The organism is Variovorax ureilyticus, assembly GCF_050632185.1.
Lineage (GTDB): Bacteria > Pseudomonadota > Gammaproteobacteria > Burkholderiales > Burkholderiaceae_C > Variovorax > Variovorax ureilyticus_A.
Genome location: NZ_CP192579.1, coordinates 2,618,499 through 2,645,498, shown reverse-complemented (window position 1 = coordinate 2,645,498; position 27,000 = coordinate 2,618,499). Strand labels below are relative to the sequence as shown.

The window sequence follows — 27,000 nt, the reverse complement described above, 5'->3', positions numbered from 1 at the left end:
AGAATGCAAGGCGATGCCCCACAGCGTTTCACTGATCAACACCCTTGCCGCCGGCCTCGGGCTGGCGCTGTTGTTCGGGTTCCTGGCGGCCCGGTTGCGGCTGCCGGCGCTCGTGGGCTATCTCCTCGCAGGGGTCATCATCGGGCCGTTCACGCCGGGGTTCGTGGCCGATGCGGGTATCGCCGCGCAGCTCGCCGAGATCGGCGTGATGCTGCTGATGTTCGGCGTCGGGCTGCATTTCTCGCTCGACGATCTGCTGGCGGTGCGCAGGATCGCGGTGCCCGGCGCGCTGGTGCAGATCGCGGTGGCGACGGTGCTCGGCGGCGCGCTGGCCACATGGTGGGGCTGGAACCTCGGCGCCGCGCTGGTCTTCGGCCTGTCGCTCTCGGTCGCGAGCACCGTGGTGCTGCTGCGCGCCCTGGAGAACCTCGGCCTCCTCGATTCCTTCACGGGCCGCATCGCGGTCGGTTGGCTGGTGGTGGAGGACCTCGCGATGGTTCTCGTGCTGGTGCTGATGCCGCCGCTCGCGAGTGCGTTGATCGGTGTGGACCCCGGGCAGCGGACCGGTCCGGTCTGGCAGACGCTGGGCCTCACTTTGCTGCAGGTCGGTGGGTTCGTTGCGCTGATGCTGGTGGTGGGGCGGCGCGTGTTCCCGTGGCTGCTGTGGCAGGTGACGCGCACCGGATCGCGCGAGCTCTTCACCCTCTGCGTGGTCGCGGCGGCGGTGGGCATCGCCTTCTCGGCCGCGGCGCTTTTCGGCGTGTCGTTCGCGTTGGGCGCCTTCTTCGCAGGCATGGTGATGCGCGAGTCCGAGTTCAGCCATCGCGCCGCGCAGGAATCGCTGCCGCTGCGGGATGCTTTCGCGGTGCTGTTCTTCGTTTCGGTCGGCATGCTGTTCAACCCCGCGGTGCTGGTCGAACGGCCGCTGCAGGTGCTCGCGGTGGTGCTGGTGATCGTGGTGGGCAAGTCGGTGGCGGCGTGCGCGCTGGTGCTGTTGTTCCGCTACCCGCTCGGCACCGCGCTGACGGTGAGCGCGAGTCTCGCGCAGATCGGCGAGTTCTCGTTCATCCTTGCCTCGCTGGGCGGCAGGCTCGGCCTGCTGCCGCTCGAGGGGCAGAGCCTGCTGCTTGCGGCGGGGCTGATCTCCATCGCGACCAACCCGCTGTGGTTCAGCCTGGTCGCGCCGATCCAGAAATGGTTGCACGCGCATTCCTCGTTTGCGCGCGGGCTCCAGGCGCGCGACGATCCGCTGGCCGAGCTGCCGACGAGCACGGCCGCGAAGTACCTGTCCAAGCAGGTGGTGCTGGTCGGCTACGGGCGCGTCGGCCGGCGCATCGCGGCGGCGCTGTCGACCCATGACATTCCCTTTGTCGTCGCTGAGCAGAACCGCGAACTGGTCGAGAAGTTGCGCTCGCAGGGCATGGCCGCGGTCTGGGGCGACGCAGCCGATCCCGGCGTGCTGATCCAGGCGCACATCGCACGCGCCCGGGTGCTGGTGGTGGCGACGGCGGATGCGATCAATGTGCGGCAGATGATCGAGACGGCCCGCACCCTCAATCCGGCCATCGAGACCGTCATCCGCAGCCACAACGAGGACGAGGCCCGCCTGCTCGCGCAGGAGGTCTCGGCCACCGTGTTTCTCGGTGAGCACGAACTGGCCCAGGCCATGGTCCGCGCCGTCTTGAGGTGACTCTCCGCGAGGGAGAGCCTACAAGTCCTCGATCACGAGCGTGCGGTAGCGCTGGGCGATCGAATAGGGCACGGTGCGCACGAACTCCATGAGCCTGTTCGCGGCCGCCTCGTCCCGGGTCCGCACGAGCAGCGCGGTATGTCCCTCGCGCGCGAGCCTGGTGTAGGTCCGCACGGTGGCCGCGTCCGTGCCGGCGGACGGCAGCGGGTTGGCGTCGTCGCGCACCGTGGGCGTGATCTGCTCGATGAGCACGTGCGGCGGGATCAGGTAGATCTCGTCGCCGCTGAAGCCGTGGTCGACGAGCTGGTGGCCCACGCGGCTGGCATCCGCGGCGTCCGGAAACATCACCATCGAATGGCCCGTGGGGTAGAAGGCGCCTCCGACGACGGCCGTCATGTGGGGGTCGAGGTTGAAATGCTTCATGTCTCCTCCTGATCGTGGATAGACATGAACCAGCTTAGGCGCGGCGCCCGCCGAGTGTTGTAGGGAAAGCTTGGTGAGCGCGCCTGAAGGCCGATTCCCGCCCGATTCTGGGCTCTGGTGCATCCAGGGGCTTGCCAAAAGTAAATCTTTTGGTGACATTTGTGACCAATCGTGAAATTGTACTTAGGCATTACTGCCGCGAGTTGACTAGCATCGAACGACCGACGAAGACCCGTGCCTAACCCTATGTCGCAATTGCGAAATATCGCGCTGACCGTTCAAGAACTCGAAGAGGGCGAGTTCTATTGGGTCCTGATGGAATCCACCGACTATGAGGTGGACGACGCCTTGCCTTATCTGCCCATCGAGGCCGCGACCGATCCGTACGTCAGCTATTCCAACGCCCTGGTCGCCGGTGTCGCCGCGATTCGGAAACTGTTCGGCAAGGATGGCCCGCGGAGCTGAGCGGAACGCCATCGATCCCTGAGGAAAGCATGCGAAAAGTTGGAGGAACGGCGATCGGCGCCGGCATAGGATTCCTGGTGGTGGTGGGCTGGTTCTTCCGGCCCACGACGTCGGCCGAATGGGCGGGCTGGGTGCAGACGATCGGTGTGCTGGCGGCCATTTTCTGGTCCGTGCGGCTGCAGTCGACGGCTTCGCGCCAGAGCCTGCGGCAGGCCGGACAGGTGGCCGCCATGTTTGCGAGCCACATGCACTGGGTTTTCCGCGAGCTCAACGATGCCTGCATCAAACGCAGCTGGGCGGATTACAGCGTGCATCGCCGCATCCTCCAGGAAGTGCTCATGCAGGGGCGCGAGGTGACGCTGCAACTGCTGGACGGCCGCTCGCTCGCCATGGTGAGCAGCCTGCGCACCATCGCGGTCGAGGCGCTGGAGAAAACCGAAGGCCACACCGAATCGGGCAACTGGATGCAATTGCAGCTGTATTTCGATCGTCGCCTGCCGAGCATTGCGGCGTGGCTGTCGGCGACCGGCAACCCTCCGGAGAGCAGCGGACCGACGGACTACGCGGGGTTGCGGACGTCGTTCGGGCCGCTCGGCAATCCCTGAGCCGGCAGCCGGGTTTCACGCGCCGGCTGTCGCGAAACCCGCGCGCAAAGCCGCGTACAGCGCCTTGAAGCGCAGGTGTCGCACGGCGTGGATATCCCGCGACGAGGCCTCCGGCTCGAAGCGCTGCCGCACCGGCGGCTGGAGGCAGACGGCCGCTTCCGATCCGCCATCCGCCAGCCGGGCGAGCCGCGCCGCGCCCAGTGCGCCGCCGGCCTCGCCGCCTTCGCACACCGCGAGCGGCACCTGGAGGATGTCGGCGAGCAGTTGTGCCCACCAGGCGCTGCGCGCGCCGCCGCCGACCAGCATCAGGTCGCCGGTGGCCTTTTGAAGCGTGTCCAGTCCGTCGCGAAGGCCGAAGCTCACGCCTTCCACCACCGCGTAGGCGATCTCCGCCGGCCCGTGCGCATGCGTGAGGCCGATGAGCACGCCCTGTGCATTCGCGTCGTTGTGGGGCGAGCGTTCGCCGGACAGGTACGGCAGAAAGATGGGCGCGCGACGCCGGCCGTCCGCGGCGACCGTCGCCGCCGCGGCCAGCAGCGCGCTTTCGTTGCCCAGCCCGAAACTGCGCGCGGCCCAGGTCACCGCACTCGATGCCGAAAGCATCACCGCCATCTGGTGCCACCGGCCCGGCAAGGCATGGCAGAAGGCATGCACCGCGCGCGCCGGATCGGGCGCGAAGCGGTCGCCGCACACGAAGATCACGCCCGAGGTGCCGAGCGAAACGAAGCCCTGCCCGGCCGACACGAGACCCATGCCGACCGCGCTCGCCGCGTTGTCGCCACCGCCCCCGGCGATCGGGATGCCGGCGGGCAGTCCCCAGCGTGCCGCCAGTTCGGGCTTGAGCCTGCCCGCGACCGCGCTGCCTTCGACGAGCGCGGGCATGTGTTGCCCGGCGAGTCCGCATGCGGCGAGGATTTCGTCCGACCAGTCGCGTGCCGCCACGTCGAGCCACAGCGTGCCGGACGCATCGGACATGTCGCTCGCGCGCGTGCCGCTGAGCATGTGGCGCAGCCAGTCCTTCGGCAGCAGGACCGAGGCCGTCCGCGCGAACAGATCGGGCTCGTGCTTGCGCATCCATAGCAGCTTCGGCGCGGTGAAGCCCGGCATCGCGAGATTGCCGGTGATGTCGGCCAGATGCGGCACGAGCGCCGTCAATTCATCGCATTGCGCGGCGCTGCGGCCATCGTTCCAGAGGATCGCGGGACGCAGCACCTGGCCGGCCGCATCGAGCGCGACCGCGCCGTGCATCTGGCCCGAAAGCCCGATCGCCCGCACCGACGCGAGCGAATCCGCGTTGGTCCGCCGCAGCGACGCCATCGCGGTTTCGAGGGCTTCCCACCACTGCGAGGGCGACTGCTCCGACCACAGCGGCTGCGGCCGGCTCACGGTCAGCGGCGCACGCGCGAGTGCCACGATGCGGTGGTCGTCGGCCAGCAGCAGCGCCTTCAGCTCCGAGGTGCCGAGATCGAGCCCGAGGTACATGGTCATCCTTCAGGCGAGATTGCTGTAGCGGCTGTCGCTCTGCCGACGGAACTCGGTCGGCGTCATGCCCTTGATTTCGAGGAATCGCCGATTGAAGTTGGCGACGTTGTTGAAGCCGACCTGGTAGCAGATGTCCGTCACGTAGTGGTCGGTCTGCATCAGCAGGTGGCAGGCGCTGTTGATGCGCACGCGGTTCACGAAGTCGGTGAAGCTGTTGCCCGTCGATCGCTTGAAGAAGCGGCTGAAGCGGCTTTCGCTCATGCCCAGTTCGGTGGCGATGTCGGACATCACGATCGGCTCCGCGAGGTTCGAGGTGATGCGGTTGACGATCACGTTGATCTGGTCGACCTCGGCATCACCTTCGACCCCCTGCATCTGCACGTTGGACAGCAGCCGGTAGTCGGTGCACTTCACCAGTTCGGCCAGGTATTCGAGGAAGCGCGCAAGGCGTTGCAGCCCATGCGTGGCCTTGACTTGTTCCCAGTGCTCGAGCGCGCGGTCCGCGAGACCGAAGAACTCGATGCCGTGCCGCGAGCGCTCCAGCAACTGCAGCACCTCGCGCAGCTCGGGGATGTCGGACGCCGCGCTCTCGATCGGCTCGTGCCGGAACTGGATCACGCGATCGCGCTCGGGCACGCCGCCTTCGGGCGCATCGAGCGACAGCCAGTTGTGCGGCAGCCGCGGCCCGCACAGCACCAGGTGGCCCGGCTGGAAGGGGCCGATCCAGTCGCCCACGAAGGCGCGGCCGGAGGTCTCGGTGATGAGGTGCAGCTCGTATTCTTCGTGGAAGTGCCAGCGCACGAGCGGGCTCGGAACTCCGTGCGCAAGGCACCGCACGAGGCCGGACTCCTCCGGCGCTTCGTAGCCGAGCGAGGGCGAGCGCGTGATCTCGCGCTCCAGCTCGGGCTCGCGGTGGCGGGGAAGGTGACGTTGGCGCGCCGATGTCATGGAACGTTCCCAGGCAGAACCCCTTCATCAATTCATGACGTTACCACCGTCGACATTGAGTGTCTGTGCGGTGATGTAGCGGGCTTCGTCGCTCGCGAGGAATACCGCGGCGCCCGCGATGTCGTCGGGTGCACCCATGCGGCCGAGAGGGACTTCCAGGCCCACCTGCCGCTTCTTCTCGCCGGGCGGGAGGTTCTGGAATTTCGCAAAGAGCGAATCGACATGGTTCCACATCGGCGTATCGACCACGCCTGGCGAGATCGCGTTCACGCGGATGCCGTGCGGCGCCATCGCGAGCGCGGCGCTCTGCGTGTAGCTGATCACCGCCGCCTTGGTCGCGCAGTAGTGCGACACCAGTGCTTCGCCGCGCCGCCCGGCCTGCGAGGCCATGTTGATGACCGAAGCACCTTTCACGCCTTCGTCGATCATGTGCTGCAGCACCCTCTGCATCACGAAGAACATGCCTTTGACGTTGACCGCGAACAGGCGATCGAACGAGGCCTCGTCGCTCTGCAGCAGCGGCGCCATGTCGAAGATCGCGGCGTTGTTGACCAGCGTATGGATCGGGCCGTGGGCCGCGCGCGCCACATGGAGCATGCCGCCGACCGAGGGCGCCTGCGTCACGTCGGTCTCGACGTAGACGAGCGCCTGCGGATATTTGCGGCGCAACCGCTCCACGCCCTCGGAAGGGTTCGCCGGCAAGTCCGCCAACGTGCAGCGCGCACCTTCGGCGAGGCAGGCCGCGGCGATCGCGAGCCCGATGCCGCCGCCCGCACCGGTGATCAGAACATGGCGCTCTGCGAGACGGCCGCTCATGCCGTGCGCCCCCGGATGAAGGCCTGCACCCGCGCATCGGCCTTGCGCAATGCCTCGACCAGCCGCACATCACCGGCCGTCTCGCCCCACAGGGTGCGGTTGGCGGCCAGCGCAGCCACCGGATCGGCGGCATCGCAGATCGCGTGCGCCGCCGCCTCGTCCATGCCCTGATCCTGATAGGCGTACGGCAGCGCGCCCCGGTGCCAACGTTGCAGGAAGGCGAGGAACAGCGCGGGCAGCATCGCGACGCCGTCGATGCGCTCGCCGCGCGCGAGCCGCTCGCGCACCGTCGGTGCGATGAAGCCGGAGGTCTTCGAGAACCCGTCCATCGCCACCCGCTGGTTGGTGTCGCGGATCGCCGGGTTGCCGAAGCGTTCGAGCACCACGTCGCGGTAGGCCGGCAGGTCGACCGGGCTCGGGCGCTCCGGCGAATGCAGGCAGGGGATCACGTCGTCCGTCACGTAGTCGAAGGCCATGCGGCGGATCTCGGCGTCGTAGGTGCCTTCGTGGATGTACCGGAAGCCCGCGAGCGTGCCGGCCCACGCGATGCAGCTGTGGCTGGCGTTGAGGATGCGGATCTTCGCTTCCTCGTAGGGCGCAACCGACTCGACCAGTTGAACGCCGACGCGGCCCCAGTCGGGCCGGCCGTTCGCGAAGTCGTCCTCGATCACCCACTGGATGAAGCTCTCGCCGGTGACCGGCGCGGCGTCGTCCCAGCCGGTGGCCTGCAGCACGCGCTGCCTCAGTTCCGGCGGCGGCCGGGGCGTGATGCGGTCGACCATCGCGTTGGGGCTCGTCGTCTGCGTGCAGACCCATTCGAGGAGTTGGGTGTCCCCCGCTTTCTCGATGAAGGCGAGCAGGCCCTTGCGGAAGCGCTCGCCGTTGTGTCGGAGGTTGTCGCAGTTCAGCAGCGTCACTGCGCCCGCGTTCGCGGCGCGGCGCGCGCGCAGGATTGCGCAGACCGCCCCGTAGATGGTCGTGCCGGCTTCGCCGCGTCGCGCGCGATCGAGGTCGGCTGCGAGATCGGCGGCGCCGAAGTCGAGTCGGTCCGCCGGGTCGAGGTAGTAGCCCGCTTCGGTCACGGTGAACGAGATCACCCGCGTGCGTGGATCGGCCCCGCACGCCGTCACCGCGGCGAGCGACGGGTCGAAGGCGAGCACTTCGCGGATCGATTCGATGCGCTGGTAGCGGTACTCGCCGGCCGGCGACACGGTTTCGAGCGTGTATTGGCCGCCCTGTTTGATGAGTGCGGATTCGACATCGGCCATGTCCGGCCGCAGGTTCGCGCCCGCGAGCGACCAGCGTGTATCGCCTGCGTCGATCAGCGCCTGGAGGTACATGGCCTGATGCGCGCGATGAAATGAGCCGAGCCCGAGGTGAAGCACCACGAGTTCGGAGGGAGCAGGATGGGCCATGGAAGCAGCTCAGGCGGCGACCGCACGGCCGTCGCGGTTGAAAAAGTGGAGCACGGACGGATCGAGCTCGACGCTGACCGCATCGCCGGGCTGGAGTTCGGTGCGCTCGTTCTGCCGCGCGATGAGCGGCACGCCATCGACGTTGACGTGGATCAGTGTGTCTGCGCCGAGCGCCTCGATGAGGTCGACTTGCGCCGACGCGCCACCGCCGTGGCCGTTGCGATGCACATGCAGCTGCTCGGGTCGCACGCCGAGGAACCCGTCCGAAGGAAGCTTTCCGCCCGTGAGCGCCGAGAAGCTCGGGATCGCCTTGGCCTGCACCATGTTCATCGACGGCATGCCGATGAACTGTGCGACGAACTGGTTCGCGGGGCGGTCGTAGAGCTCCATCGGCGTGCCGACCTGCTCGATGAGGCCGTCGCGCAGCACCACCACGCGGTCGGCCAGCGTCATCGCCTCGACCTGGTCGTGGGTGACATAGATGCTGGTTGCACCGAGCGCGCGGTGCAGCTTGTGGATTTCCACGCGCGTGTTGCCGCGCAGGGCGGCATCGAGGTTGGAGAGCGGCTCGTCGAAGAGAAACACCTTGGGTGCGCGCACGATCGCGCGGCCGATCGCGACGCGCTGCCGCTGGCCGCCGGAGAGTTCTTTCGGCGTGCGGCCCAGGTACTGCGTGAGGTTGAGCGTCTTCGCCGCGTACTCCACCTTGCTCTTGATCACGTCCTTCGACACCTTCGCGAGCTTGAGCGCGAAGGACATGTTGTCGTACACGCTCATGTGCGGATAGAGCGCATAGCTCTGGAACACCATCGCGAGATCGCGCTTTCCCGACGGCGTGTGCGTGATGTCCTTGCCATCCAGCGAGAGCTTGCCGCTGGTGATCGATTCGAGCCCCGCGATCAGCCGCAGCAGCGTCGACTTGCCGCAGCCCGAGGGACCGACGAACACGATGAACTCGCCCTTGTCGATCTCGAGGTTCACGCCCTTGATGACGTGCGTGTCGCCGAAGCTCTTCTGGATGTTGTCGAGTTGGAGGTAGGCCATCTTCATGTCCTCTCTGATTCGTTACTTCACTGCGCCGAAGGTCAAACCTTGGACCAACTGCTTCTGGCTGAACCAGCCGAACACCACGATCGGCGCGATCGCCATCACCGAAGCGGCGGAGAGCTTGGCCCAGAAGAGTCCTTCGGGGCTCGAGTACGAAGCGATCATGGTCGCCAGCGTTCCGGCCTTTGCGGAGCTGAGGTTGAGCGCCCAGAAGGCTTCGTTCCAGCTCAGGATCAGGCACAACAGGCCGGTGGAGGCGAGCCCGCCGATGGACAGCGGCAGCACCACGTGGCGGAACTCGGTCCACAGGTTCGCGCCGTCCATGCGCGCGGCTTCGAGGATCTCGGGGGGATGTCCTTGTAGCTCGTGTAGAGCATCCACACCATGATCGGCAGGTTCGAGAGCGTGAAGACGACGGTGAGCGCGGTGCGCGTGTCGAGGAGGCCCGCGGTCTGCGCGATCACGTAGATCGGCACCAGCGCGCCGACGGCGGGCATCATCTTGGTGGAGAGCATCCACATCAGGATGTCGCGTGTGCGCTTCGTGCGGAAGAAGGCCATTGAGTAGGCAGCCGGCGCCGCGATCGCGAGGCCGATGATCGTCGAGCCGATGCTGGTGATGACCGAGTTCTTCGCGAACAGCAGGTAGTCGCTGCGCCGCTGCACTTCGGCGAAGTTCTCCAGCGTGGGCTCGAAGAAGAACAGCGGCGGCACGTGGATCGCCTGCAGCTCGGTCTTGAACGAGGTCAGAACCAGCCAGCCCAGCGGGAAGAAGAGCAGCAGGGTGACGATCCACGCGCCGACGGTGCGCAGGATGAGGGGAGGCGGCTTTCGTCCATGGCGTCCGTCCCTTCAGTCGAGGTTCTTGCCGATGATGCGGATCAGGAAGGCCGCCACGATGTTGGCCAGCACCACCGCGAACAGTGCACCCGCAGAGGCCACGCCCACATCGAAGTTCATCAGCGACTGCTTGAAGATCATGTACGTGAGGTTCGTGCTCTCGTTGCCGGGGCCGCCGGCGGTCGTGATCGCGATCTCGGCGAACACGGAGAGCAGGAAGATCATCTCGATCATGATCACCACCGCCATCGGCCGTGCGAGGTGCGGCAGCGTGAGGTAGCCGAAGCGCTGGACGGCCGTGGCGCCGTCCATGCGAGCGGCTTCCATCTGCTCGCGGTCGAGCGATTGCAGCGAGGTGATGAAGATCAGGCAGGCGAACGGCAGCCACTGCCACGCCACCATCACGATCACCGAGAACAGCGGAAGGTCCGTGAGCCAGTCGATCGGCTCCGCGCCGAAGGTGCGCCACACGTCGGCGAGGATGCCGTAGATCGGGTTCATCATCATGTGCTTCCACAGCAGCGCGTTCACCGTGGGCATCACGAAGAAGGGCGAGATCAGCAGCACCCGCACGATGCCGCGTCCCGGAAAGGGTTCGTTGACCAGCAGCGCGAGCGCCACCCCGAGCACCACCGTGATGGCGATCACGCTGCCGATCAGCATCAGCGTGTTCCACACCGCGGGCCAGAAGTCCGGGTCGGTGATGAAGTACTCGAAGTTGGCAAGCCCGTTGAAGGTGCGCTCGCCGGGCTGCATGAGGTTGTAGTTGACGAACGAAAAGTAGATCGTCATCAACAGCGGCGCCAGCATCCAGAGGACCAGCACCGCCACGGCCGGCGCCATCAATGCGCGGGGCAGCAGGCGGTTCATTGGCGCGTCCAGTGATTTGGTCGGGAGCAGCCGCGGAACCGGCTCCGCCGGTCCGCTGGCTGCGCCCCCGGCAGGGGGTGGAGGAGCGACATGAAATGCGCGGAGCCTGGGGGGTTACTTGTAATACCCGGCCTTCTTCATCTCGCGCTCGGCCGTGGTTTGCGAAGTCTTCAGCGCCTGGTCGACCGTGACCTTCCCCGACAGCGCCGCGCTCATCTGCTGCCCGACTGCCACGCCGATCGCCTGGAACTCCGGAATCGCCGCGTACTGCACGCCGACGTAGGGCGACTTGGGCAGCGTGCTGTCGTTCGGGTTCGCGGTGTCGATCGCCTTCTTCTCGGCCTCGGCGAAGCGCGCGGCCTTGATGAATTCGGGCGAGGCATAGGTCGACTTGCGCGTGCCGGTCGGAACCGACCCCCAGCCTTCTTCCTTCGCGACGAGGTTGATGTAGTCCTTCGACGTGGCCCACTTGATGAAGGTCTGCGCCGCATCGACCTTCTGCGAACCCGCGGGAATCGCGAGCGCCCAGGCCCAGAGCCAGTTCGCACCCTTCGGCGTCACGGCAGTCGGCGCTTGCGCGAATGCGACCTTGTCGGCCACCTTCGACTGCTTCGGATCGCTCACGAACGAGGCCGCGATGGTCGCGTCCACCCACATGCCGCACTTGCCTTCGTTGAAGAGCGCGAGGTTCTCGTTGAAGCTGTTGGCCGAAGCGCCGGGCGGGCCGTAGGCCTTCATCAGATCGACGTAGAAGCTGATCGCGTCATGCCAGGGCTTGGTGTCGATCTGCGGCTTCCAGCTCGTGTCGAACCACTGGCCGCCGTTGGTGTTGACCATGGTAGTCAGGAGCGCCATGTTGTCGCCCCAGCCCGGCTTGCCGCGCAGGCAGATGCCGTAGACGCCGTTCTTCGGGTCGTGGATCTTGCCGGCGAGCTCCTTCACCTGCGTCCAGGTCGGCTGTTCCGGCATCTTGAAGCCGACCTTGTCCGCGAGGTCCTTGCGGTACATGAGCATCGAGCTCTCACCGTAGAACGGCGCGGCGTAGAGCTTGCCGTCGGCGGACAGGCCGTTGCGCATCGCCGGGAGCAGGTCGTCGACGTCGTAGGCGGCATCCGTGGCGATCGGAACCAGCCAGCCCTTCTTGGCCCAGATCGGCGTTTCGTACATGCCGATGGTCATCACGTCGAACTGGCCGCCCTTGGTGGCGATGTCGGTCGTCACACGCTGGCGCAGCGTGCCTTCCTCCAGCGTGACCCACTTCAGCTTGATGTCGGGATTCGCCTGCTCGAAGAACTTGCCGAGCTTCTGCATCTCGATCATGTGGCCGTTGTTCACGGTCGCGATGACCAGTTCGGTGGCCGCATGCGCCAAGCCCGTGCCCGCAATCGCGAGCGCCAGGCCCGCCTTCAGAAAACGCTTCATGTTTGTCTCCTTGGGATCGACGACAGCGGGTCGCCGTGGTCGGATTCTGGAGACTCCGAATTGCGGGTTTGGTACTCGGATAGCCGCTGCCAATACTCAGATGCACCAATTGATTGGTGACTTCCCTAGCTCGAGCAAGCAGGGATGTATCGGAGGTTCGAACGCCGGGTTAGGCGGCCTGCAGCGACGCGGTTGCGCGCTCGCCGAGGCGGCGGCTCCATGCGGCCAGCGCCAGAGCGCCCAGCGTGATCGCCGCGCCGGCCCATGGCAGGTCCGTCAGCGGCACGCCGGCCGCGAGCATGCCGCTGCCGATCCACGCGCCGGCGGCATTGCCGAGATTGAAGGCACCCTGGTTCAGGGTCGAGGCAAGATTCGGGGCCGCGCTCGCGTGATGGACGATGAGCGTCTGCAGCAACGGCACGAGTGCGAAGGACAACGTGGTCCACAGCAGCATCGTCACCACGGTCGGCGCGCGCATCGGGAGCACGAAATGCATCAGCCCGAGCACCGCCGCGTTGAGGCCCAGCACCAGCAGCAGCGAGGGGACGAGCCGCCGGTCGCCGAGCCGTCCGCCGACCGTGCTGCCGATGGTGAGCCCGACGCCCAGCAGAAGCAGGATCGGCGCGACCGCTCCAGTCGAGAAGCCACTCGCCTGCGTGAGCAGTGGCGCGATGTAGGTGAAGACGACGAACAGGCTCGCCGAGGCCAACGCGCTGGTCGCGAGCGCCAGCAGCACGCGCCCGTCCGCGAGCACGGTGAACTCGCGCAGGATGTCGCCCTTCTGCATCTCGATGTGCCGCGGCAGCAGCGCGACGAGCGAGACGACCGCGGCCAGCGCGATCAGCACGATGGCCGCGAAGGTCATCCGCCAGCCGTGGTGCTCGCCGATGATCCGGCCGAGCGGCACGCCCAGCACATTGGCGAGCGTGAGTCCTGTGAACATCAGCGCGATGGCCTGCGCGTGCTTGTTGGGCGCGACCAGTCCGGCGGCGACCACCGATCCGATCCCGAAGAAAGTGCCGTGCGCCAGCGCAGTGACCACGCGCGCGGCCATCAGCAGGCCGTAGTTCGGCGCCAGCGCGCACAGAAGATTGCCCAGCACGAACAGCGAGGCCAGTGCAATCAGCGTGGCCTTGCGCGGCAGGCGCGCGGTCGCGACCGCGAAGACCGGTGCGCCGATGACCACGCCCATCGCGTAGCCGGTGACCAGCAGGCCCGCCTGCGACAGCGTGACGCCGAGGTCGAGCGCCATGTCGGGCAAGAGCCCCATCACGACGAATTCGCTGGTGCCGATCGCGAACGCGGCGGCGGCGAGCGCCAGCAGGGCGATGGGCATGCGGGATGAAGCGGCGGGCGGCGTCTCGGCGGGGGTGGTCATTGGGCAGGGCGAACTAGGGTTAACCCTGATTATCCCGGGAGGCGCTCCGAGACGGCCCGCGAAAGGGCATTCCGGCGGAATTCCGTCGCATAGAACAGCAGCGCCACGACCGCGAAGCCGCCGCCGAGCAGGCTCAGGCCGTTCCAGCCGTGAAAGGCATAGACGGCCGCCGCCAGCCCGGAGGCCACCGCCGCGCACAGAAAGATGAAGGTGAGAAAGAGGCCATTGAGCCGCCCGCGCAATTCGGGCGCGAGCACGTAGAGGCTGCGCAGGCTGAGCACGTTGCACAGCTGCACGGCGCCGTCGAGCAGGATGCCGGCCGCGACCAGTGCGGCCAGCGACCTGAAATGCACCCCGACCGCGCCCAGTGCGAATGACAGCAGCGCGGTGGCCATGGCCCAGCCGGTCGCCGGCCGCGTCAGGCCCCGGTCCGCCAGGCGGCCGGCCCAGGGGGCGGCGAGCGCACCGGCCGCACCCGCGAGCGCGAAGAGCGCGATGCCGGCCTGGCCCATGCCGAACTCGCGTGCGAGCGCCAGCGGTACCGCGGTCCAGAACGCCTGGAAGCCCGCGAACATCATTCCCTGGTAGAACGCCCGGCGCCGCAGCAGCGGCGTGCGCCAGACGATGCCCGGCAGCGATGCCATCGTGCGCGCATAGCCGAACGAGGCATGCGGCCGGCGCTGCGGCAGCGCCCGCCAGAGCACGAGCGCGAGTGCCGCCATCAGCACCGCGGAGATCGCGAACACCGCGCGCCATCCGAGCGCCGAGGCGACGACGCTGGAGAAAGGCCGCGCCAGCATGATCCCTGCGAGCAACCCCGCCATGATGTTGCCGACCACCTTGCCGCGCGTCGCTTCGGGCACGAGATGCGAGGCCAGCGGAACCAGCACCTGCGCCGCCACCGCGCAGGTGCCGACCAGGAAGGACGCGGCGAGGAAGGTCGCCGCGGAATTCGACTGCGTGATCCCCACCAGCCCGAGCACGGCGCCGGCCATCGCGAAGATGATCAACCGGCGGTTCTCCACGACGTCGGCCAGCGGCACGAGCAGCAGCAGGCCGGTTCCGTAGCCGAGTTGGGTCAGGGTCATGATCAGCCCTGCAAGTCCCGCATGGAGCTGCAGCGTCGCGGCGATCGGGCCGATCAGCGGCTGTGCGAAGTAGATGTTGGCGACGCAGAGCCCGCATGCCACGGCGAACAGGAACGTGAGGCCGGTGGAAAGGCCGGTGGGGGTGGCGGTGTGCGGCAAGACGGACTCTTTCGACGCTTGTTGAGGGTTAACCCGAGGGGCCGGCACCTTAGCACTTCTGCCGCCAGCTTGCAGGGCCCCGGACGAACGCGCCGCGAGGCATACAGCGAATGGCGCATGGCCTGCCGCGTACGAAGCGGCGCACACTGCCTGTGCGCCGGGTGCGGCGCACTCAGGATGAAAGGGAGCGCGTCATGTCGAAGAACATCATCTTCTGCGCCGACGGCACATGGAACGGCCTCGGGCAGGGCGACGGCCAGGACGTGCAGGCCGATGCAACCAACGTGCTGCGCCTGTTCGCCACGCTTGCAGGCGACGTCACCGCCGATTCGCTGCGCAGGCAGGACGAGCAGGAAAAGGTCGCCGCCGGCCCCGACGCCAAGGTCACGCAGATCGCCAAGTACCTGCACGGCGTCGGCGATTCGCAGAACCTCATCCGCAAGATCCTCGGCGGCGTGTTCGGCGAGGGCTTCATCGAGCGCATCGTGCGCGGCTACACCTTCATCTCGCGCAACTACGCGCCGGACGACCGGATCTACCTGGTCGGGTTCAGCCGCGGTGCCTACACCGTGCGGGCGCTGGCCGGGATGATCGCCAGGATGGGCCTGCTGCCGCTGGACGCGATGTGCGGAGACGACGGGGCCTACGATTTCGAGAAGGCCTACAAGCTCGGCATCTTCGTGTGGGCACGCTTTCGCAAGGTGATGGGCAAGCAGAGCACGCTGCTCGGCTACCTGGAGGAGTTCAAGTCCGAGAAGATCGACCTGAACCGGCTGGTTCAGAACGTCGGCATCGAGGCCGTCGCCGTCTGGGACACTGTCGGCGCGCTCGGCGTGCCGACCTACGATCTGGCCGATGCGTCGAAGGTCGACATCTTCGAGTTCGCGGACCGGGCGCTGTCGGTCAAGGTCAAGTCGGGCTTCCACGCGCTTGCGATCGACGAGCAGCGCAGCGACTTCGAGCCGACCTTGTGGGACGACCGGGACGGCATCCGGCAGCGCTGGTTCGCCGGCGCGCATGCCGACGTCGGCGGCGGCTATCCGACCTGGGAGCTGCCGACCCTGTCGCTCGACTGGATGATCGCGCGCCTGCGTGACAGCGGCGTCGCGATCTCGCCGCGGTACGAGGCGACCGAGCCCTTCGCCTTCGGGCCGATCCACACGCCGTACCGCGACCCGCCCTTCGACATTCGGCCGCATGCGCCGCGCGTGCTCCCGGCGAATGCGCTGTTTCATCCGAGCGTGCAGGCGTACCTTGTCCAGTTCGCGGCCTACCAGCCGCCGGCGAACCTCGCGCCGCTGCTCAATGGCCGGCAACTCGATCCGAGGTTTGTCAAGGCGTAGGGAGTTCGCGCGTCGTGGCGCTGATTGAGGTACTTTTCGGCATGACCACGAAGAAACTGATCACAGCGGCCCTGCTGGCCCTTGCCGGCCTGACGGGCTCCGGGACCGCGATGGCCCAATGGCACAACAGCCCGCAGTTCGATCGCGATCTCCATTTCTGCAGCCGCAGCCACAACTTCGAGCGCTGCATGTGGGACCAGGGCTGGCAGCGCGGCCAGGGAAGGCGCTGGGTGCGCCGCGGGCCGGGTCAGAACTGGCATCAGCCGCCGCCGAACTGGCACCAGCCGCCGCCGCCCCGGCGCAACCAGCCAAGGCTGAGCGACATGCAGCGGCGAGCTTTGGAAAACTGCAACTTCCTGCCGCCCCAAGATCAGCCGAGGTGCCGCGCCACTGTCTGGTCGACGGTGCACTGAAGCCCGACGCCGGCATGGGCCGGTGCCGGGCTGGGACAATGCGGGGAACTGATCGCTTTTGAATTCCCCGATGATCGACAAGGATCAACCCAATCAACAGCTCGCCGCCATGCGCGTCAGCGTGGCGCCCATGATGGACTGGACGGACCGCCACTGCCGTTTCTTCCATCGCCTGCTCACGCGCCGCGCGCTGCTCTACACCGAGATGGTGACGACGGGCGCGCTGATCCATGGCGACGTTCCCCGTCATCTGCGCTTCAGCGCCGAAGAACATCCGGTCGCCCTGCAACTGGGCGGCAGTGAGCCCGCCGATCTCGCGCATTGCGCGAAGCTGGGGCAGGAATGGGGCTACGACGAGATCAACATCAACTGCGGCTGCCCCAGCGAACGGGTGCAGCGCGGAGCCTTCGGCGCCTGCCTGATGAACGAGCCGGACCTCGTCGCCGATTGCGTGAAGGCGATGGTCGACGTGGTGGACGTGCCGGTCACGGTCAAGCACCGCATCGGCATCGACAAGGTCGAAACCTACGAATTCGTGCGCGATTTCGTCGGCAAGGTGAGCGAAGCAGGGTGCGATACCTTCATCGTCCACGCGCGCAATGCGTGGCTCAAGGGCCTGTCGCCCAAGCAAAACCGCGAAGTGCCGCCGCTGCGCTATGAGATCGTGCACCGCCTCAAGCACGATTTCCCGGCGCTGCGCTTCTCGATCAACGGCGGGCTCAACGACAACGCGCAGATGCGCGCGCATCTGCGGCTGCTCGATGGCGTGATGGTCGGGCGCGAGGCCTACCACAACCCGTGGTGGCTCGCGGAGTGGGATGCGGTCTTCTTCGGCGAAGCACCGTCCGCTCTTACGCGCGAGGAGGTCGAAGCGCAGATGTGCGAGTACATGGCGCGCGAAGCCGCCGAGCACGGCACGCCGTGGTCGAACATCGCGCGCCACATGCTCGGCCTGCGCAACGGCCTCCCCGGTGCGCGGCGCTGGCGCCGGGTCTGGAGCGACCACCGGCTCAAGTCGCGCACGCCGCACGAAGTCATGGCGATCGCGCGCGAGCCGCTCGCGCAGGCCGCCTGAGGCGCACCGCTTCGATCAGGCCGCCATGAGATGTGCCTCGGGAACGTCCTCGATGGCGGTGCGGCGCAGTTCGTCTCGCTCGGTGGTGTCGTCGCGCCGTCCGCGGTGCAGCGTGCTGCTGTTGTCCCACATGGCCGGCTGATCGCGCTCAGCCTGCGGCCTCGAGGCCGTTGCGGAAGTGCTGCTGCATGCGCGCCATCGCAGTCGCCGGGTCGCGTTCCTTGATGGCGGCCATCACGGCGCGGTGCTCCTTGAGCGATTCGGTGATCCGGCCGGACTTGAGCAGCGAGTTGTGGCGGTTGAGCTTCATCACCTTGCGCAGGTCGGCCACGACCTGGTCGCGCCAGCGGTTGTTGGCGATCGCGAGCAGCCGCATGTGAAAGCGCTCGTTGATCGCAAAGAAGTTCTCCCGATCCACCTGGCCCGGCCCGGCCGCGGCTTCGAGTTCCCGATGCAGCGCCTCGAGCTCGGCCAGTTCGGCGTCGGTGGCGCGCTCGGCGACCACGCCTGCGGCGTCGCTCTCCAGCAGGCTCAGCAGGTGGTAGACATCGGCCAGGTCCTTCTCCGACACCTCCGTGACGTAGGCGCCGCGCCGGACCTTCATCGTCACCAGGCCTTCGGCCGCGAGCACCTTCAACGCCTCGCGCAGCGGCGTGCGGCTGATGCCGTATTCCTCGGCCAGCTTGAGTTCGTCGATCCAGCTGCCCGGTTCGAGCTCGCGTTTGAAGATGCGCTGGCGGAGCAGCTCGGCGACCTCTTCATAGAGCGCACGGGGGTAAGGGTGGCGGCTGACATGGTTAGGAATGTAACCCAAAAAATGGGTTTGAATTAATAATTACAGATCGGTTAGACTCGGGTTATTCCGAACAGCGCCTTCGAGCGCTCACCCCCAGACCCGACCGACAACAGCAAGACGGCGCCATGAGCAAACCCGAACCGCAATTTCCCACCGCCACCCTCGAAGCCTGGGCCAAGGCCGCCGCCAAGTCGGCGCCGGGCGGCGACGTGAACGCATTGAACTGGATCACGCCGGACGGCATCACCGTCAAGCCGCTGTACACGGCCGCCGATCTCAAAGAGCTGAAGTACGCCGACACGCTGCCCGGCTTCGAGCCCTACCTGCGCGGCCCGCAGGCCACGATGTACGCGGTGCGTCCGTGGACCATCCGCCAGTACGCGGGCTTCTCGACTGCCGAGGAATCGAACGCCTTCTACCGCAAGGCGCTCGCCGCCGGCGGCCAGGGCGTGAGCGTGGCCTTCGACCTCGCCACCCATCGCGGTTACGACAGCGACCATCCGCGCGTGACCGGCGACGTGGGCAAGGCCGGCGTGGCGATCGACTCGGTCGAGGACATGAAGATCCTGTTCGACCAGATCCCGCTCGACAAGGTCAGTGTCTCGATGACGATGAACGGCGCGGTCCTGCCGGTGCTCGCGGGCTACGTGGTCGCGGCGGAAGAGCAGGGCGTGGCGCAGGACAAGCTCAGCGGAACCATCCAGAACGACATCCTCAAGGAGTTCATGGTCCGCAACACCTACATCTTCCCGCCCGAGCCGTCGATGCGGATCATCGGCGACATCATCGAGTACACGGCCAGGAATATGCCGAAGTTCAACTCGATCTCGATCAGCGGCTACCACATGCAGGAAGCCGGCGCCAACCAAGCGCTCGAACTTGCCTTCACGCTCGCGGACGGCAAGGAATACGTGAAGACGGCGCTCGCCAAGGGCCTCGACGTGGACGACTTCGCGGGGCGCCTGAGCTTCTTCTGGGCCATCGGCATGAACTTCTATCTCGAAGTCGCCAAGATGCGCGCGGGGCGCCTCCTGTGGTGCCGGATCATGAAGGAGTTCGAGCCCAAGAACCCCAAGAGCCTGATGCTGCGCACCCACTGCCAGACCTCCGGCTGGTCGCTCACCGAGCAGGACCCGTACAACAACGTGGTGCGCACCACGATCGAGGCCATGGCCGCGGTCTTCGGCGGCACGCAGAGCCTGCACACCAATGCGCTCGATGAGGCGATCGCGCTGCCGACCGAATTCAGCGCCCGCATCGCGCGCAACACGCAGCTCATCATTCAGGAAGAGACGCACATCACGAACGTGATCGATCCCTGGGCCGGCAGCTACATGATGGAGAAGCTGACGCAGGACATGGCCGACTCCGCCTGGACGATCATCGAGGAGGTCGAGGCCATGGGCGGCATGACCCGCGCGGTCGACAGCGGCTGGGCCAAGCTCAAGATCGAGGCCGCCGCCGCCGACAAGCAGGCGCGCATCGATTCGGGCAAGGACGTGATCGTGGGCGTCAACAAGTACAAGCTCAAGGACGAGGACACGCACGACATCCTCGAGATCGACAACCTCAAGGTGCGCGAAAGCCAGATCGCCCGGCTGAACGCCATCCGCGCCAAGCGCGATGGTGCGGCGGTGCAGGCGGCGCTCGATGCGCTCACCGCGGCGGCGGAAAGCGGCCAGGGCAACCTGCTCGACCTGAGCATCAAGGCAGTGCGCCTGCGCGCCACCGTCGGCGAGATCAGCGACGCGCTCGAGAAGGTCTACGGCCGTCATCGCGCCGATACGCAGAAGGTCACCGGTGTCTACGCTGCCGCCTACGATTCGGCGGAAGGCTGGGAGGCGCTCCAGAAGGAGATCGCCGACTTCGCCGAGGAGCAGGGCCGCCGTCCGCGCGTGATGATTTCCAAGCTCGGCCAGGACGGCCATGACCGTGGCGCGAAGGTCGTCGCCACCGCCTTCGCCGATCTCGGCTTCGACGTCGACATGGGCCCGCTTTTCCAGACGCCCGAGGAATGCGCGCGGCAGGCCATCGAGAACGACGTGCATGCGGTGGGCGTCAGCACGCTGGCGGCCGGCCACAAGACGCTGGTGCCGGCCATCATCGAAGAACTGAAGAAGCAGGGCGCCGACGACATCATCGTGTTCGTGGGCGGCGTGATCCCGCGCCAGGATTACGAGTTCCTGTACAACGCCGGCGTGAAGGGCATCTATGGCCCCGGCACGCCGATCCCGGCCAGCGCCAAGGACGTGCTGGAGCAGATCCGCGCGGCCGTTGCTGCCTGAGCATGCCGGTTCGATCACCCGTCACTGTCGAATCCGTGGTGACGTCGGAAGGGCCTGCGCAGCGCCGAGCGATCGCCAAGACGATCACGCTGCTCGAAAGCACCCGCGCCGACCATCGGGCGCAGGCCGACGAACTGCTGACGGCCTTGCTGCCGCACACGGGGAAGTCGTTCCGCCTGGGAATCTCGGGCGTGCCGGGCGTCGGCAAGTCGACCTTCATCGAGGCGCTGGGGCTGTACCTGATCGGGCGCGGGCATCGCGTCGCGGTGCTGACCATCGACCCGTCGTCGACGGTGTCGGGCGGCTCCATCCTCGGCGACAAGACGCGAATGGAGAAGCTTTCGGTGCACGAGCGCGCCTACATCCGGCCGAGCCCGTCGTCGGGCACGCTCGGCGGCGTCGCGGAGAAGACGCGCGAGGCGATGCTGGTGTGCGAAGCCGCCGGCTACGACATCGTGATCGTCGAGACGGTCGGCGTCGGCCAGAGCGAGACCGCGGTCTCGGGCATGACGGACATGTTCGTGCTGCTGCAGTTGCCGAATGCCGGCGATGACCTGCAGGCGATCAAGAAGGGCGTCATGGAGCTCGCCGACCTGGTCGTCATCAACAAGGCCGATCTGGACAAGGATGCGGCCACCCGCGCGCAGGCGCAGATCACCTCGGCGCTGCGCCTCTTCGGGCACCACGGCAATCCGGCGCATGCGCATGTCGTCCATGGGGCGCACGCCGCACCGGGATCGATCGCACCGGAGGTTCAGTGGCAGCCCAAGGTCATCCAGATCAGCGCGTTGGTCGGCACTGGCGTGGATGCGTTCTGGGATGCCGTTCTCGAATTCAAGTCATTGCAGACCGCCAACGGCCGGCTCGCCGCGCGCCGCGAAAAGCAGGCGCTTGCGTGGATGTGGGAACGCATCGACGCCGGCCTCAAGCAGGCCTTCCGCCAGCATCCGGCGGTGCGTGAGCTGCTGCCCAGGGCCATCGCCCAGGTGGCGGCCGGCACCTTGCCCGCATCGACCGCCGCGCGCAATCTTCTGGCGTCCCAGGCCGGACAGGCGTAGCCTGCCGACCACCTACTCAACAAGATCAACTCCGACAACGAACAGTCATGAAAGAAATCCTCGAAGAACTCGAAAAGCGCCGCGAGCAGGCACGGCTCGGCGGTGGACAGAAGCGCATCGATTCACAGCACGCCAAAGGCAAGCTGACCGCACGCGAGCGCATCGAGCTGCTGCTCGACGACAACACCTTCGAAGAGTGGGACATGTTCGTCGAGCACCGCTCCAGCGACTTCGGCATGGCCGACAACAAGATCCCGGGTGACGGCGTGGTCACCGGCTACGGGATGATCAACGGCCGCCTCGTGTTCGTCTTCAGCCAGGACTTCACCGTCTTCGGCGGCGCGCTCAGCGAAGCGCATGCCGAGAAGATCTGCAAGGTGATGGACCAGGCCATGAAGGTGGGCGCTCCGGTGATCGGCCTCAACGATTCGGGTGGCGCGCGCATCCAGGAAGGCGTGGCCTCGCTCGGCGGCTATGCCGAGGTGTTCCAGCGCAACGTGATGGCCTCCGGCGTGGTGCCGCAGATCAGCATGATCATGGGCCCCTGCGCGGGCGGCGCCGTGTATTCGCCGGCCATGACCGACTTCATCTTCATGGTCAGGGACAGCTCCTACATGTTCGTGACCGGCCCCGATGTGGTGAAGACGGTGACGCACGAGGACGTGACGGCCGAGGAGCTCGGCGGCGCGTCGACCCATACCACCAAGAGTGGCGTCGCCGACATGGCGTTCGAGAACGACGTCGAGGCGCTGATGATGCTGCGCCGCCTCTATAACTATCTGCCGCTCAACAACCGCGAGAAGCCGCCGGTGCGCCCGAGCGGCGACCCGGCGGACCGCGCCGACCTGTCGCTCGACACGCTGGTGCCGGACAACCCGAACAAGCCCTACGACATGAAGGAGCTGATCCTCAAGGTGGTCGACGACGGCGACTTCTTCGAGCTGCAGCCCGACTACGCGAAGAACATCGTGATCGGCTTCGCGCGCATGGAAGGGCAGAGCATCGGCATCGTCGCCAACCAGCCGCTGGTGCTGGCCGGTTGCCTGGACATCAAGTCGTCGATCAAGGCGGCGCGCTTCGTGCGCTTCTGCGATGCGTTCAACATCCCGGTCGTGACTTTCGTCGACGTGCCCGGCTTCATGCCCGGCACCAGCCAGGAGTACGGCGGCATCATCAAGCATGGCGCAAAGCTGCTCTATGCCTACGCCGAGTGCACGGTGCCGAAGATCACCGTCATCACGCGCAAGGCCTATGGCGGTGCGTACGACGTGATGGCTTCGAAGCATCTGCGCGGCGACGTGAACCTCGCCTGGCCGCGTGCCGAGATCGCGGTGATGGGCGCGAAGGGCGCGGTGGAGATCATCTTCCGCGAAGACAAGAACGACCCCGAGAAGCTCGCCGCGCGCGAAGCCGAATACAAGGCGCGCTTCGCCAACCCGTTCGTGGCCGGTGCGCGTGGCTACATCGACGACGTGATCCTGCCGAGCGAAACCCGCAAGCGCATCTGCCGCAGCCTCGTGATGCTGCGCGAGAAGAAACTAGAGAATCCGTGGCGCAAGCACGGCAACATCCCCCTCTGAGCGCGCGAGAGAGAAAGAACATGTTCAAGAAAATTTTGATCGCCAACCGCGGAGAGATTGCCTGCCGCGTCATCAAGACGGCGAAGAAGATGGGCATCCTCACGGTGGCCGTCTATTCCGACGCCGACAAGGAAGCGCGCCACGTCGAGTTGGCCGACGAGGCCGTGCACATCGGCGCGTCGCCGAGCCGCGAGAGCTACCTGCAGGCCGACCGCATCATCGAGGCCTGCAAGAAGACCGGCGCCGAGGCGGTGCATCCCGGCTACGGCTTCCTGTCGGAGAACGAAGCCTTCGCGCGCAAGGTGGAAGAAGAGGGCATCGTCTTCATCGGCCCCAAGCACTATTCGATCGCGGCGATGGGCGACAAGATTGCCTCGAAGAAGCTCGCGGGCGAAGCGCGGGTCAACACCATCCCGGGCTGGAACGACGCCATCGAATCAGCCGAACGCGCGGTCGAGATCGCCAAGGACATCGGCTACCCGGTGATGATCAAGGCCTCGGCCGGCGGCGGCGGCAAGGGCCTGCGCGTGGCCTTCAACGACAAGGAGGCGTTCGAGGGCTTCACCTCGTGCCGCAACGAGGCGCGCAACAGCTTCGGCGACGACCGCGTCTTCATCGAGAAGTTCGTCGAGGAGCCGCGCCACATCGAGATCCAGGTGCTGGGCGATGCGCACGGCAACGTGATCTACCTGAACGAGCGCGAATGCTCGATCCAGCGCCGGCACCAGAAGGTGATCGAGGAAGCGCCGTCGCCCTTCATCAGCGAGACGACGCGCAAGGCGATGGGCGAGCAGGCGGTGGCGCTCGCCAAGGCCGTGAAGTACCAGAGCGCCGGCACGGTGGAGTTCGTGGTCGGCAAGGACCAGAGCTTCTACTTCCTCGAGATGAACACCCGGCTGCAGGTGGAACATCCGGTGACCGAGGCGATCACCGGTCTCGATCTGGTGGAGCTGATGATCCGCGTTGCCGCGGGCGAGAAGCTGCCGCTCGCGCAGCAGGACGTGAAACGCAACGGCTGGGCCATCGAGTGCCGGATCAATGCGGAAGATCCGTTCCGCAACTTCCTGCCCTCGACCGGGCGCCTCGTGCGCTTCCAGCCGCCGAAGGAGACGATGTTCTCGGCCGACACCGAGCACCTCTACGGCGTGCGGGTCGACACCGGCGTGTACGACGGCGGCGAGATCCCGATGTTCTACGACTCGATGATCGCCAAGCTGATCGTCCACGGGCGAGACCGCGCGCATGCGATCGCGATGATGCGCGAAGCGCTCAACGGTTTCGTCATTCGCGGCATCAACAGCAACATCCCCTTCCAGGCGGCGCTGCTGGCGCATCCGAAGTTCGTCGGCGGCGACTTCAACACCGGCTTCATCGCCGAACACTATGGCAAGGGTTTCCATGCGGAGGACGTGCCGCATGATGATTCGGACTTCCTCGTCGCGCTCGCCGCGTACATGAACCGGCGCTACCGCGCGCGTGCCTCGGGCATCAGCGGGCAACTCAATGGGCACGGCGTCAAGGTCGGGGAGCAGTTCGTGGTGGTCGTGCTGAATGAGAGCGGACAGCACGTTCACCAGCAGGTGTCGGTCACCGACTTTCACGGGCAGACGGGTTCGAGCGCAGTGACCGTGGGTTCCAGCAGCTACAAGATCGACAGCAGGGCGCCGCTCGGCAGCATCCGCGTCGAAGGAACGGTCAACGGCCGCGCCTTTACGGCACAGGTGGAGCGCGGCGCGGGCAAGAACCCGCTGGCGCTTCGCATCTCGCACAACGGCACGCAGATCGAGGCGATGGTCCTGTCGCCGCTGGGCTCGCGCCTGCTCAAGCTGATGCCCTACAAGGCGCCGCCGGATCTCAGCAAGTACCTGATGTCGCCGATGCCGGGGCTGCTGGTCGAGGTGTCCGTGCAGCCGGGTCAGCGCGTGCAGGCCGGCGAGAAGCTCGCAGTGATCGAGGCCATGAAGATGGAGAACGTGCTCTTCGCGGCCCAGGATGGCGTCGTCGGCAGCATCGCCGCTGCTAAGGGCGAGTCGCTCTCGGTCGATCAGGTGATTCTGGAGTTCGCGTGATGGAGCGGCCGTTCAAGGTGCTGGGCGTCCAGCAGATCGCGATCGGCGGGCCGGACAAGCTGCGCTTGCGCAAGCTGTGGGTCGAGATGCTGGGACTCGAGGTCACCGGCACTTTCAAGAGCGAGCGCGAGAACGTCGACGAAGACATCTGCGCCATGGGCAGCGGCCCGTTCAAGGTTGAAGTCGATCTGATGCAGCCCTTGGACCCCGAGAAGAAGCCCGCGGTCCACACCACGCCGCTGAATCACGTCGGGCTGTGGATCGACGACCTGCCGAAGGCGGTCGAGTGGCTCACGGCGCAGGGTGTTCGCTTTGCGCCCGGCGGCATCCGCACGGGGGCGGCCGGCTTCGACATCTGCTTCCTCCATCCCAAGGGCAACGAGGAATTTCCCATTGCCGGCGAAGGCGTGCTGGTCGAGCTGGTTCAGGCGCCGCCGGAGGTCGTCCGGGCTTTCGCGGCGCTGGCCGCGGCCTGACGCGGCGCGCGGTCAGGCGCCTGGGCGGCGCCAGACCGCCAGCGTGGCTGCCAGCAGCCACATCCCGGCCGCGCAGCCGCGATTGAGCGCCCGCAGGCTGCGCTGCGACAGCCATCGCACCGCCTGCGTGCCGGCCGTCGCATAGCCGAGCATGACGCAGGTGTCGATGCCGACGAAGATTGCACCGAGGGTCAGGTACTGCACGCCTTGGGGGCGCGACGTATCGACGAACTGCGGCAGGAAGGCCGCGAAGAACAGCAGCGATTTCGGGTTCGACAGCGCCACGGCCAGGCTGCGCGCCAGCGCGAGCCGTCCGCGCAGCGGTTTGGCCGCCGCTGCAGTCAGTTCGGCGGCGACGTCGGTCGGCTGGGTGCGCCAGAGCTTGACGCCGAGCCAGACGAGGTACGCGACGCCGAAGATCCGGATCGCGTTGAAGAGGTATTCCGAAGCGGCGAGTACCGACCCGAGCCCGAGCGCCACCGTGCCGATCACGATGGCACTGCCGAGCGATGCGCCGGCGATGCCCCAGGCCGCCGCCCGCATGCCACCCGCAATCCCGTTGGACATGGCCAGCAGCATCGTCGGGCCCGGCGTGATCGCGAGCGCCAGGGAGGCGATGACGAAGAGGAGGAGGGTGTCGGTGCTCATGGCTTTCCGGATTCGGGGGATTGTCCGGCGCGCGCCCGCGCGAGCGCAGCTTCGATGATCGCGCGCTTGCGGTCCGCCGGGGCGGCGGGCGCCGCTTTCGCAACCGGAGCGGGCTTCTCGCGCCGTCGCTGCCGGGCTTCGTAACGCTGGCGCGCATGGTCTGCCTGTTCTTGCGACCACGCCTGCCAGCCGGTCCTGCCCGGCGTGGCGGATTCGAGCGAGATGCAGTCGACCGGGCACACGGGGATGCAGAGCTCGCATCCCGTGCAGTGCGATTCGATCACCGTGTGCATGCGCTTGTTGATGCCGACGATCGCATCGGTCGGGCAGGCGTCCAGGCAGAGCGTGCAACCGATGCACCAGGTTTCATCGATGACCGCGAGCATGCGCGGCCCCTCGGCGCCGAAGTGCGGATCGACCGGGCCGGCAGGCTTGCCGGTCAATCGCGACAGGCGATTGACTCCTTCGGCCCCGCCGGGTGGGCATTGGTCGATGCCGGCCTCGCCGGCTTCGATCGCCTGGGCATATCCCGCGCAGTCCGGATAGCCGCAACGGGTGCATTGCGTTTGCGGCAGCGCCTCGAGGAGGCGCGCGGCCAGCGGGCTCACAA

The 27,000-nt window shown here is 66.9% G+C and carries 24 protein-coding genes and 1 pseudogene; 11 read left to right on the top strand and 14 right to left on the bottom strand.

Annotated elements, in window-relative coordinates; translation table 11 throughout:
• The first annotated feature begins 13 nt into the window (after nt 1-13).
• Nucleotides 14-1,690, top strand: a complete 1,677-nt coding sequence (gene ybaL, locus ACQ858_RS13055; RefSeq protein ID WP_431273156.1) for a YbaL family putative K(+) efflux transporter — start codon at nt 14-16, stop codon at nt 1,688-1,690.
• Nucleotides 1,691-1,708: 18 nt separating this feature from the next.
• Here ybaL and ACQ858_RS13050 read toward each other — a convergent pair whose 3' ends face one another.
• Nucleotides 1,709-2,113, bottom strand: coding sequence for a hypothetical protein (locus tag ACQ858_RS13050; RefSeq protein WP_431273155.1), 405 nt, complete (start codon nt 2,111-2,113; stop codon nt 1,709-1,711).
• 246 nt (nt 2,114-2,359) lie between these two features.
• Between ACQ858_RS13050 and ACQ858_RS13045 the strand changes: the two genes are divergently transcribed.
• Both ACQ858_RS13045 and ACQ858_RS13040 read left to right on the top strand, forming a co-directional pair.
• A complete protein-coding gene (locus tag ACQ858_RS13045) occupies nt 2,360-2,578 on the top strand; it encodes a hypothetical protein (RefSeq protein ID WP_431273154.1) in 219 nt (72 codons plus the stop codon).
• 29 nt (nt 2,579-2,607) lie between these two features.
• Nucleotides 2,608-3,183 carry a hypothetical protein gene (locus ACQ858_RS13040; protein ID WP_431273153.1) on the top strand — a complete coding sequence of 192 codons (576 nt, stop codon included), beginning with the start codon at nt 2,608-2,610 and terminating at the stop codon, nt 3,181-3,183.
• 15 nt (nt 3,184-3,198) lie between these two features.
• On the opposite strand, the gene xylB is transcribed toward ACQ858_RS13040, so the two are convergent.
• From xylB to ACQ858_RS12990, 10 genes and pseudogenes are all read right to left on the bottom strand, one after another.
• Nucleotides 3,199-4,665: a xylulokinase gene (gene xylB, locus ACQ858_RS13035; RefSeq protein WP_431273152.1), complete on the bottom strand. Its 1,467-nt coding sequence runs from the start codon at nt 4,663-4,665 to the stop codon at nt 3,199-3,201.
• Nucleotides 4,666-4,674: 9 nt separating this feature from the next.
• On the bottom strand, nt 4,675-5,613 hold the full coding sequence (locus ACQ858_RS13030; RefSeq protein ID WP_431273151.1) for an AraC family transcriptional regulator: 939 nt from the start codon (nt 5,611-5,613) through the stop codon (nt 4,675-4,677).
• A gap of 27 nt (nt 5,614-5,640) precedes the next feature.
• A complete protein-coding gene (locus ACQ858_RS13025) occupies nt 5,641-6,429 on the bottom strand; it encodes an L-iditol 2-dehydrogenase (RefSeq protein ID WP_431273150.1) in 789 nt (262 codons plus the stop codon).
• Nucleotides 6,426-7,844, bottom strand: a complete 1,419-nt coding sequence (gene dalD / locus ACQ858_RS13020; protein ID WP_431273149.1) for a D-arabinitol 4-dehydrogenase — start codon at nt 7,842-7,844, stop codon at nt 6,426-6,428. The genes ACQ858_RS13025 and dalD overlap by 4 nt, the downstream gene beginning before the upstream one ends.
• A gap of 9 nt (nt 7,845-7,853) precedes the next feature.
• On the bottom strand, nt 7,854-8,888 hold the full coding sequence (locus ACQ858_RS13015; protein WP_431273148.1) for an ABC transporter ATP-binding protein: 1,035 nt from the start codon (nt 8,886-8,888) through the stop codon (nt 7,854-7,856).
• Nucleotides 8,889-8,909: 21 nt separating this feature from the next.
• Nucleotides 8,910-9,703: pseudogene (locus ACQ858_RS13010) on the bottom strand (carbohydrate ABC transporter permease).
• 39 nt (nt 9,704-9,742) lie between these two features.
• Nucleotides 9,743-10,600, bottom strand: a complete 858-nt coding sequence (locus tag ACQ858_RS13005) for a carbohydrate ABC transporter permease (protein ID WP_431273147.1) — start codon at nt 10,598-10,600, stop codon at nt 9,743-9,745.
• A gap of 114 nt (nt 10,601-10,714) precedes the next feature.
• A complete protein-coding gene (locus tag ACQ858_RS13000; protein WP_431273146.1) occupies nt 10,715-12,022 on the bottom strand; it encodes an ABC transporter substrate-binding protein in 1,308 nt (435 codons plus the stop codon).
• Nucleotides 12,023-12,191: 169 nt separating this feature from the next.
• A complete protein-coding gene (locus ACQ858_RS12995; protein WP_431276849.1) occupies nt 12,192-13,358 on the bottom strand; it encodes an MFS transporter in 1,167 nt (388 codons plus the stop codon).
• A gap of 71 nt (nt 13,359-13,429) precedes the next feature.
• A complete protein-coding gene (locus ACQ858_RS12990; RefSeq protein WP_431273145.1) occupies nt 13,430-14,647 on the bottom strand; it encodes an MFS transporter in 1,218 nt (405 codons plus the stop codon).
• Between the two features lie 194 nt (nt 14,648-14,841).
• On the opposite strand from ACQ858_RS12990, the gene ACQ858_RS12985 reads away from it, so the two are divergent.
• The 3 genes from ACQ858_RS12985 (at nt 14,842) to dusA (ending at nt 17,478) form a co-directional block, all read left to right on the top strand.
• Nucleotides 14,842-15,990 carry a DUF2235 domain-containing protein gene (locus ACQ858_RS12985; RefSeq protein ID WP_431273144.1) on the top strand — a complete coding sequence of 383 codons (1,149 nt, stop codon included), beginning with the start codon at nt 14,842-14,844 and terminating at the stop codon, nt 15,988-15,990.
• A 14-nt stretch (nt 15,991-16,004) separates the two neighbouring features.
• Complete coding sequence (locus ACQ858_RS12980) at nt 16,005-16,403, top strand: hypothetical protein (RefSeq protein ID WP_431273143.1); 399 nt, start codon at nt 16,005-16,007, stop codon at nt 16,401-16,403.
• 70 nt (nt 16,404-16,473) lie between these two features.
• Nucleotides 16,474-17,478 carry a tRNA dihydrouridine(20/20a) synthase DusA gene (dusA, locus tag ACQ858_RS12975; RefSeq protein ID WP_431273142.1) on the top strand — a complete coding sequence of 335 codons (1,005 nt, stop codon included), beginning with the start codon at nt 16,474-16,476 and terminating at the stop codon, nt 17,476-17,478.
• Nucleotides 17,479-17,626: 148 nt separating this feature from the next.
• Here dusA and ACQ858_RS12970 read toward each other — a convergent pair whose 3' ends face one another.
• Nucleotides 17,627-18,292, bottom strand: coding sequence for a GntR family transcriptional regulator (locus ACQ858_RS12970; protein WP_431273141.1), 666 nt, complete (start codon nt 18,290-18,292; stop codon nt 17,627-17,629).
• Between the two features lie 107 nt (nt 18,293-18,399).
• Between ACQ858_RS12970 and scpA the strand changes: the two genes are divergently transcribed.
• The 5 genes from scpA to ACQ858_RS12945 are packed head-to-tail and all read left to right on the top strand — an operon-like array spanning nt 18,400 to nt 25,742.
• Nucleotides 18,400-20,559, top strand: a complete 2,160-nt coding sequence (gene scpA / locus ACQ858_RS12965) for a methylmalonyl-CoA mutase (protein ID WP_431273140.1) — start codon at nt 18,400-18,402, stop codon at nt 20,557-20,559.
• Between the two features lie 2 nt (nt 20,560-20,561).
• A complete protein-coding gene (gene meaB, locus ACQ858_RS12960) occupies nt 20,562-21,617 on the top strand; it encodes a methylmalonyl Co-A mutase-associated GTPase MeaB (protein ID WP_431273139.1) in 1,056 nt (351 codons plus the stop codon).
• Nucleotides 21,618-21,664: 47 nt separating this feature from the next.
• Entirely contained in the window at nt 21,665-23,197 is a 1,533-nt protein-coding gene (locus ACQ858_RS12955; RefSeq protein ID WP_431273138.1) for an acyl-CoA carboxylase subunit beta, read from the top strand.
• Between the two features lie 20 nt (nt 23,198-23,217).
• Nucleotides 23,218-25,266: an acetyl-CoA carboxylase biotin carboxylase subunit gene (locus ACQ858_RS12950; protein WP_431273137.1), complete on the top strand. Its 2,049-nt coding sequence runs from the start codon at nt 23,218-23,220 to the stop codon at nt 25,264-25,266.
• Nucleotides 25,266-25,742, top strand: a complete 477-nt coding sequence (locus ACQ858_RS12945; protein ID WP_431273136.1) for a VOC family protein — start codon at nt 25,266-25,268, stop codon at nt 25,740-25,742. Before ACQ858_RS12950 ends, ACQ858_RS12945 begins: the two co-directional genes overlap by 1 nt.
• Before the next feature lie 12 nt (nt 25,743-25,754).
• Here ACQ858_RS12945 and ACQ858_RS12940 read toward each other — a convergent pair whose 3' ends face one another.
• The gene (locus ACQ858_RS12940; RefSeq protein ID WP_431273135.1) at nt 25,755-26,390 is read right to left on the bottom strand and encodes a LysE family translocator; all 636 of its coding nucleotides are present in this window, start codon (nt 26,388-26,390) and stop codon (nt 25,755-25,757) included.
• Nucleotides 26,387-26,998, bottom strand: a complete 612-nt coding sequence (locus ACQ858_RS12935; protein WP_431273134.1) for an RnfABCDGE type electron transport complex subunit B — start codon at nt 26,996-26,998, stop codon at nt 26,387-26,389. Before ACQ858_RS12935 ends, ACQ858_RS12940 begins: the two co-directional genes overlap by 4 nt.
• Nucleotides 26,999-27,000: the final 2 nt, after the last annotated feature.

Excerpts from the sequence above, each read along its gene's own strand:
- ybaL (WP_431273156.1), top strand. The coding sequence starts at position 14 with ATGCCCCACAGCGTTTCACTGATCAACACCCTTGCCGCCGGCCTCGGG.
- ACQ858_RS13050 (WP_431273155.1), bottom strand. The coding sequence starts at position 2,113 with ATGAAGCATTTCAACCTCGACCCCCACATGACGGCCGTCGTCGGAGGC.
- ACQ858_RS13045 (WP_431273154.1), top strand. The coding sequence starts at position 2,360 with ATGTCGCAATTGCGAAATATCGCGCTGACCGTTCAAGAACTCGAAGAG.
- ACQ858_RS13040 (WP_431273153.1), top strand. The coding sequence starts at position 2,608 with ATGCGAAAAGTTGGAGGAACGGCGATCGGCGCCGGCATAGGATTCCTG.
- xylB (WP_431273152.1), bottom strand. The coding sequence starts at position 4,665 with ATGTACCTCGGGCTCGATCTCGGCACCTCGGAGCTGAAGGCGCTGCTG.
- ACQ858_RS13030 (WP_431273151.1), bottom strand. The coding sequence starts at position 5,613 with ATGACATCGGCGCGCCAACGTCACCTTCCCCGCCACCGCGAGCCCGAG.
- ACQ858_RS13025 (WP_431273150.1), bottom strand. The coding sequence starts at position 6,429 with ATGAGCGGCCGTCTCGCAGAGCGCCATGTTCTGATCACCGGTGCGGGC.
- dalD (WP_431273149.1), bottom strand. The coding sequence starts at position 7,844 with ATGGCCCATCCTGCTCCCTCCGAACTCGTGGTGCTTCACCTCGGGCTC.
- ACQ858_RS13015 (WP_431273148.1), bottom strand. The coding sequence starts at position 8,888 with ATGGCCTACCTCCAACTCGACAACATCCAGAAGAGCTTCGGCGACACG.
- ACQ858_RS13005 (WP_431273147.1), bottom strand. The coding sequence starts at position 10,600 with ATGAACCGCCTGCTGCCCCGCGCATTGATGGCGCCGGCCGTGGCGGTG.
- ACQ858_RS13000 (WP_431273146.1), bottom strand. The coding sequence starts at position 12,022 with ATGAAGCGTTTTCTGAAGGCGGGCCTGGCGCTCGCGATTGCGGGCACG.
- ACQ858_RS12995 (WP_431276849.1), bottom strand. The coding sequence starts at position 13,358 with ATGCCCATCGCCCTGCTGGCGCTCGCCGCCGCCGCGTTCGCGATCGGC.
- ACQ858_RS12985 (WP_431273144.1), top strand. The coding sequence starts at position 14,842 with ATGTCGAAGAACATCATCTTCTGCGCCGACGGCACATGGAACGGCCTC.
- dusA (WP_431273142.1), top strand. The coding sequence starts at position 16,474 with ATGATCGACAAGGATCAACCCAATCAACAGCTCGCCGCCATGCGCGTC.
- scpA (WP_431273140.1), top strand. The coding sequence starts at position 18,400 with ATGAGCAAACCCGAACCGCAATTTCCCACCGCCACCCTCGAAGCCTGG.
- meaB (WP_431273139.1), top strand. The coding sequence starts at position 20,562 with ATGCCGGTTCGATCACCCGTCACTGTCGAATCCGTGGTGACGTCGGAA.
- ACQ858_RS12955 (WP_431273138.1), top strand. The coding sequence starts at position 21,665 with ATGAAAGAAATCCTCGAAGAACTCGAAAAGCGCCGCGAGCAGGCACGG.
- ACQ858_RS12950 (WP_431273137.1), top strand. The coding sequence starts at position 23,218 with ATGTTCAAGAAAATTTTGATCGCCAACCGCGGAGAGATTGCCTGCCGC.
- ACQ858_RS12945 (WP_431273136.1), top strand. The coding sequence starts at position 25,266 with ATGGAGCGGCCGTTCAAGGTGCTGGGCGTCCAGCAGATCGCGATCGGC.
- ACQ858_RS12940 (WP_431273135.1), bottom strand. The coding sequence starts at position 26,390 with ATGAGCACCGACACCCTCCTCCTCTTCGTCATCGCCTCCCTGGCGCTC.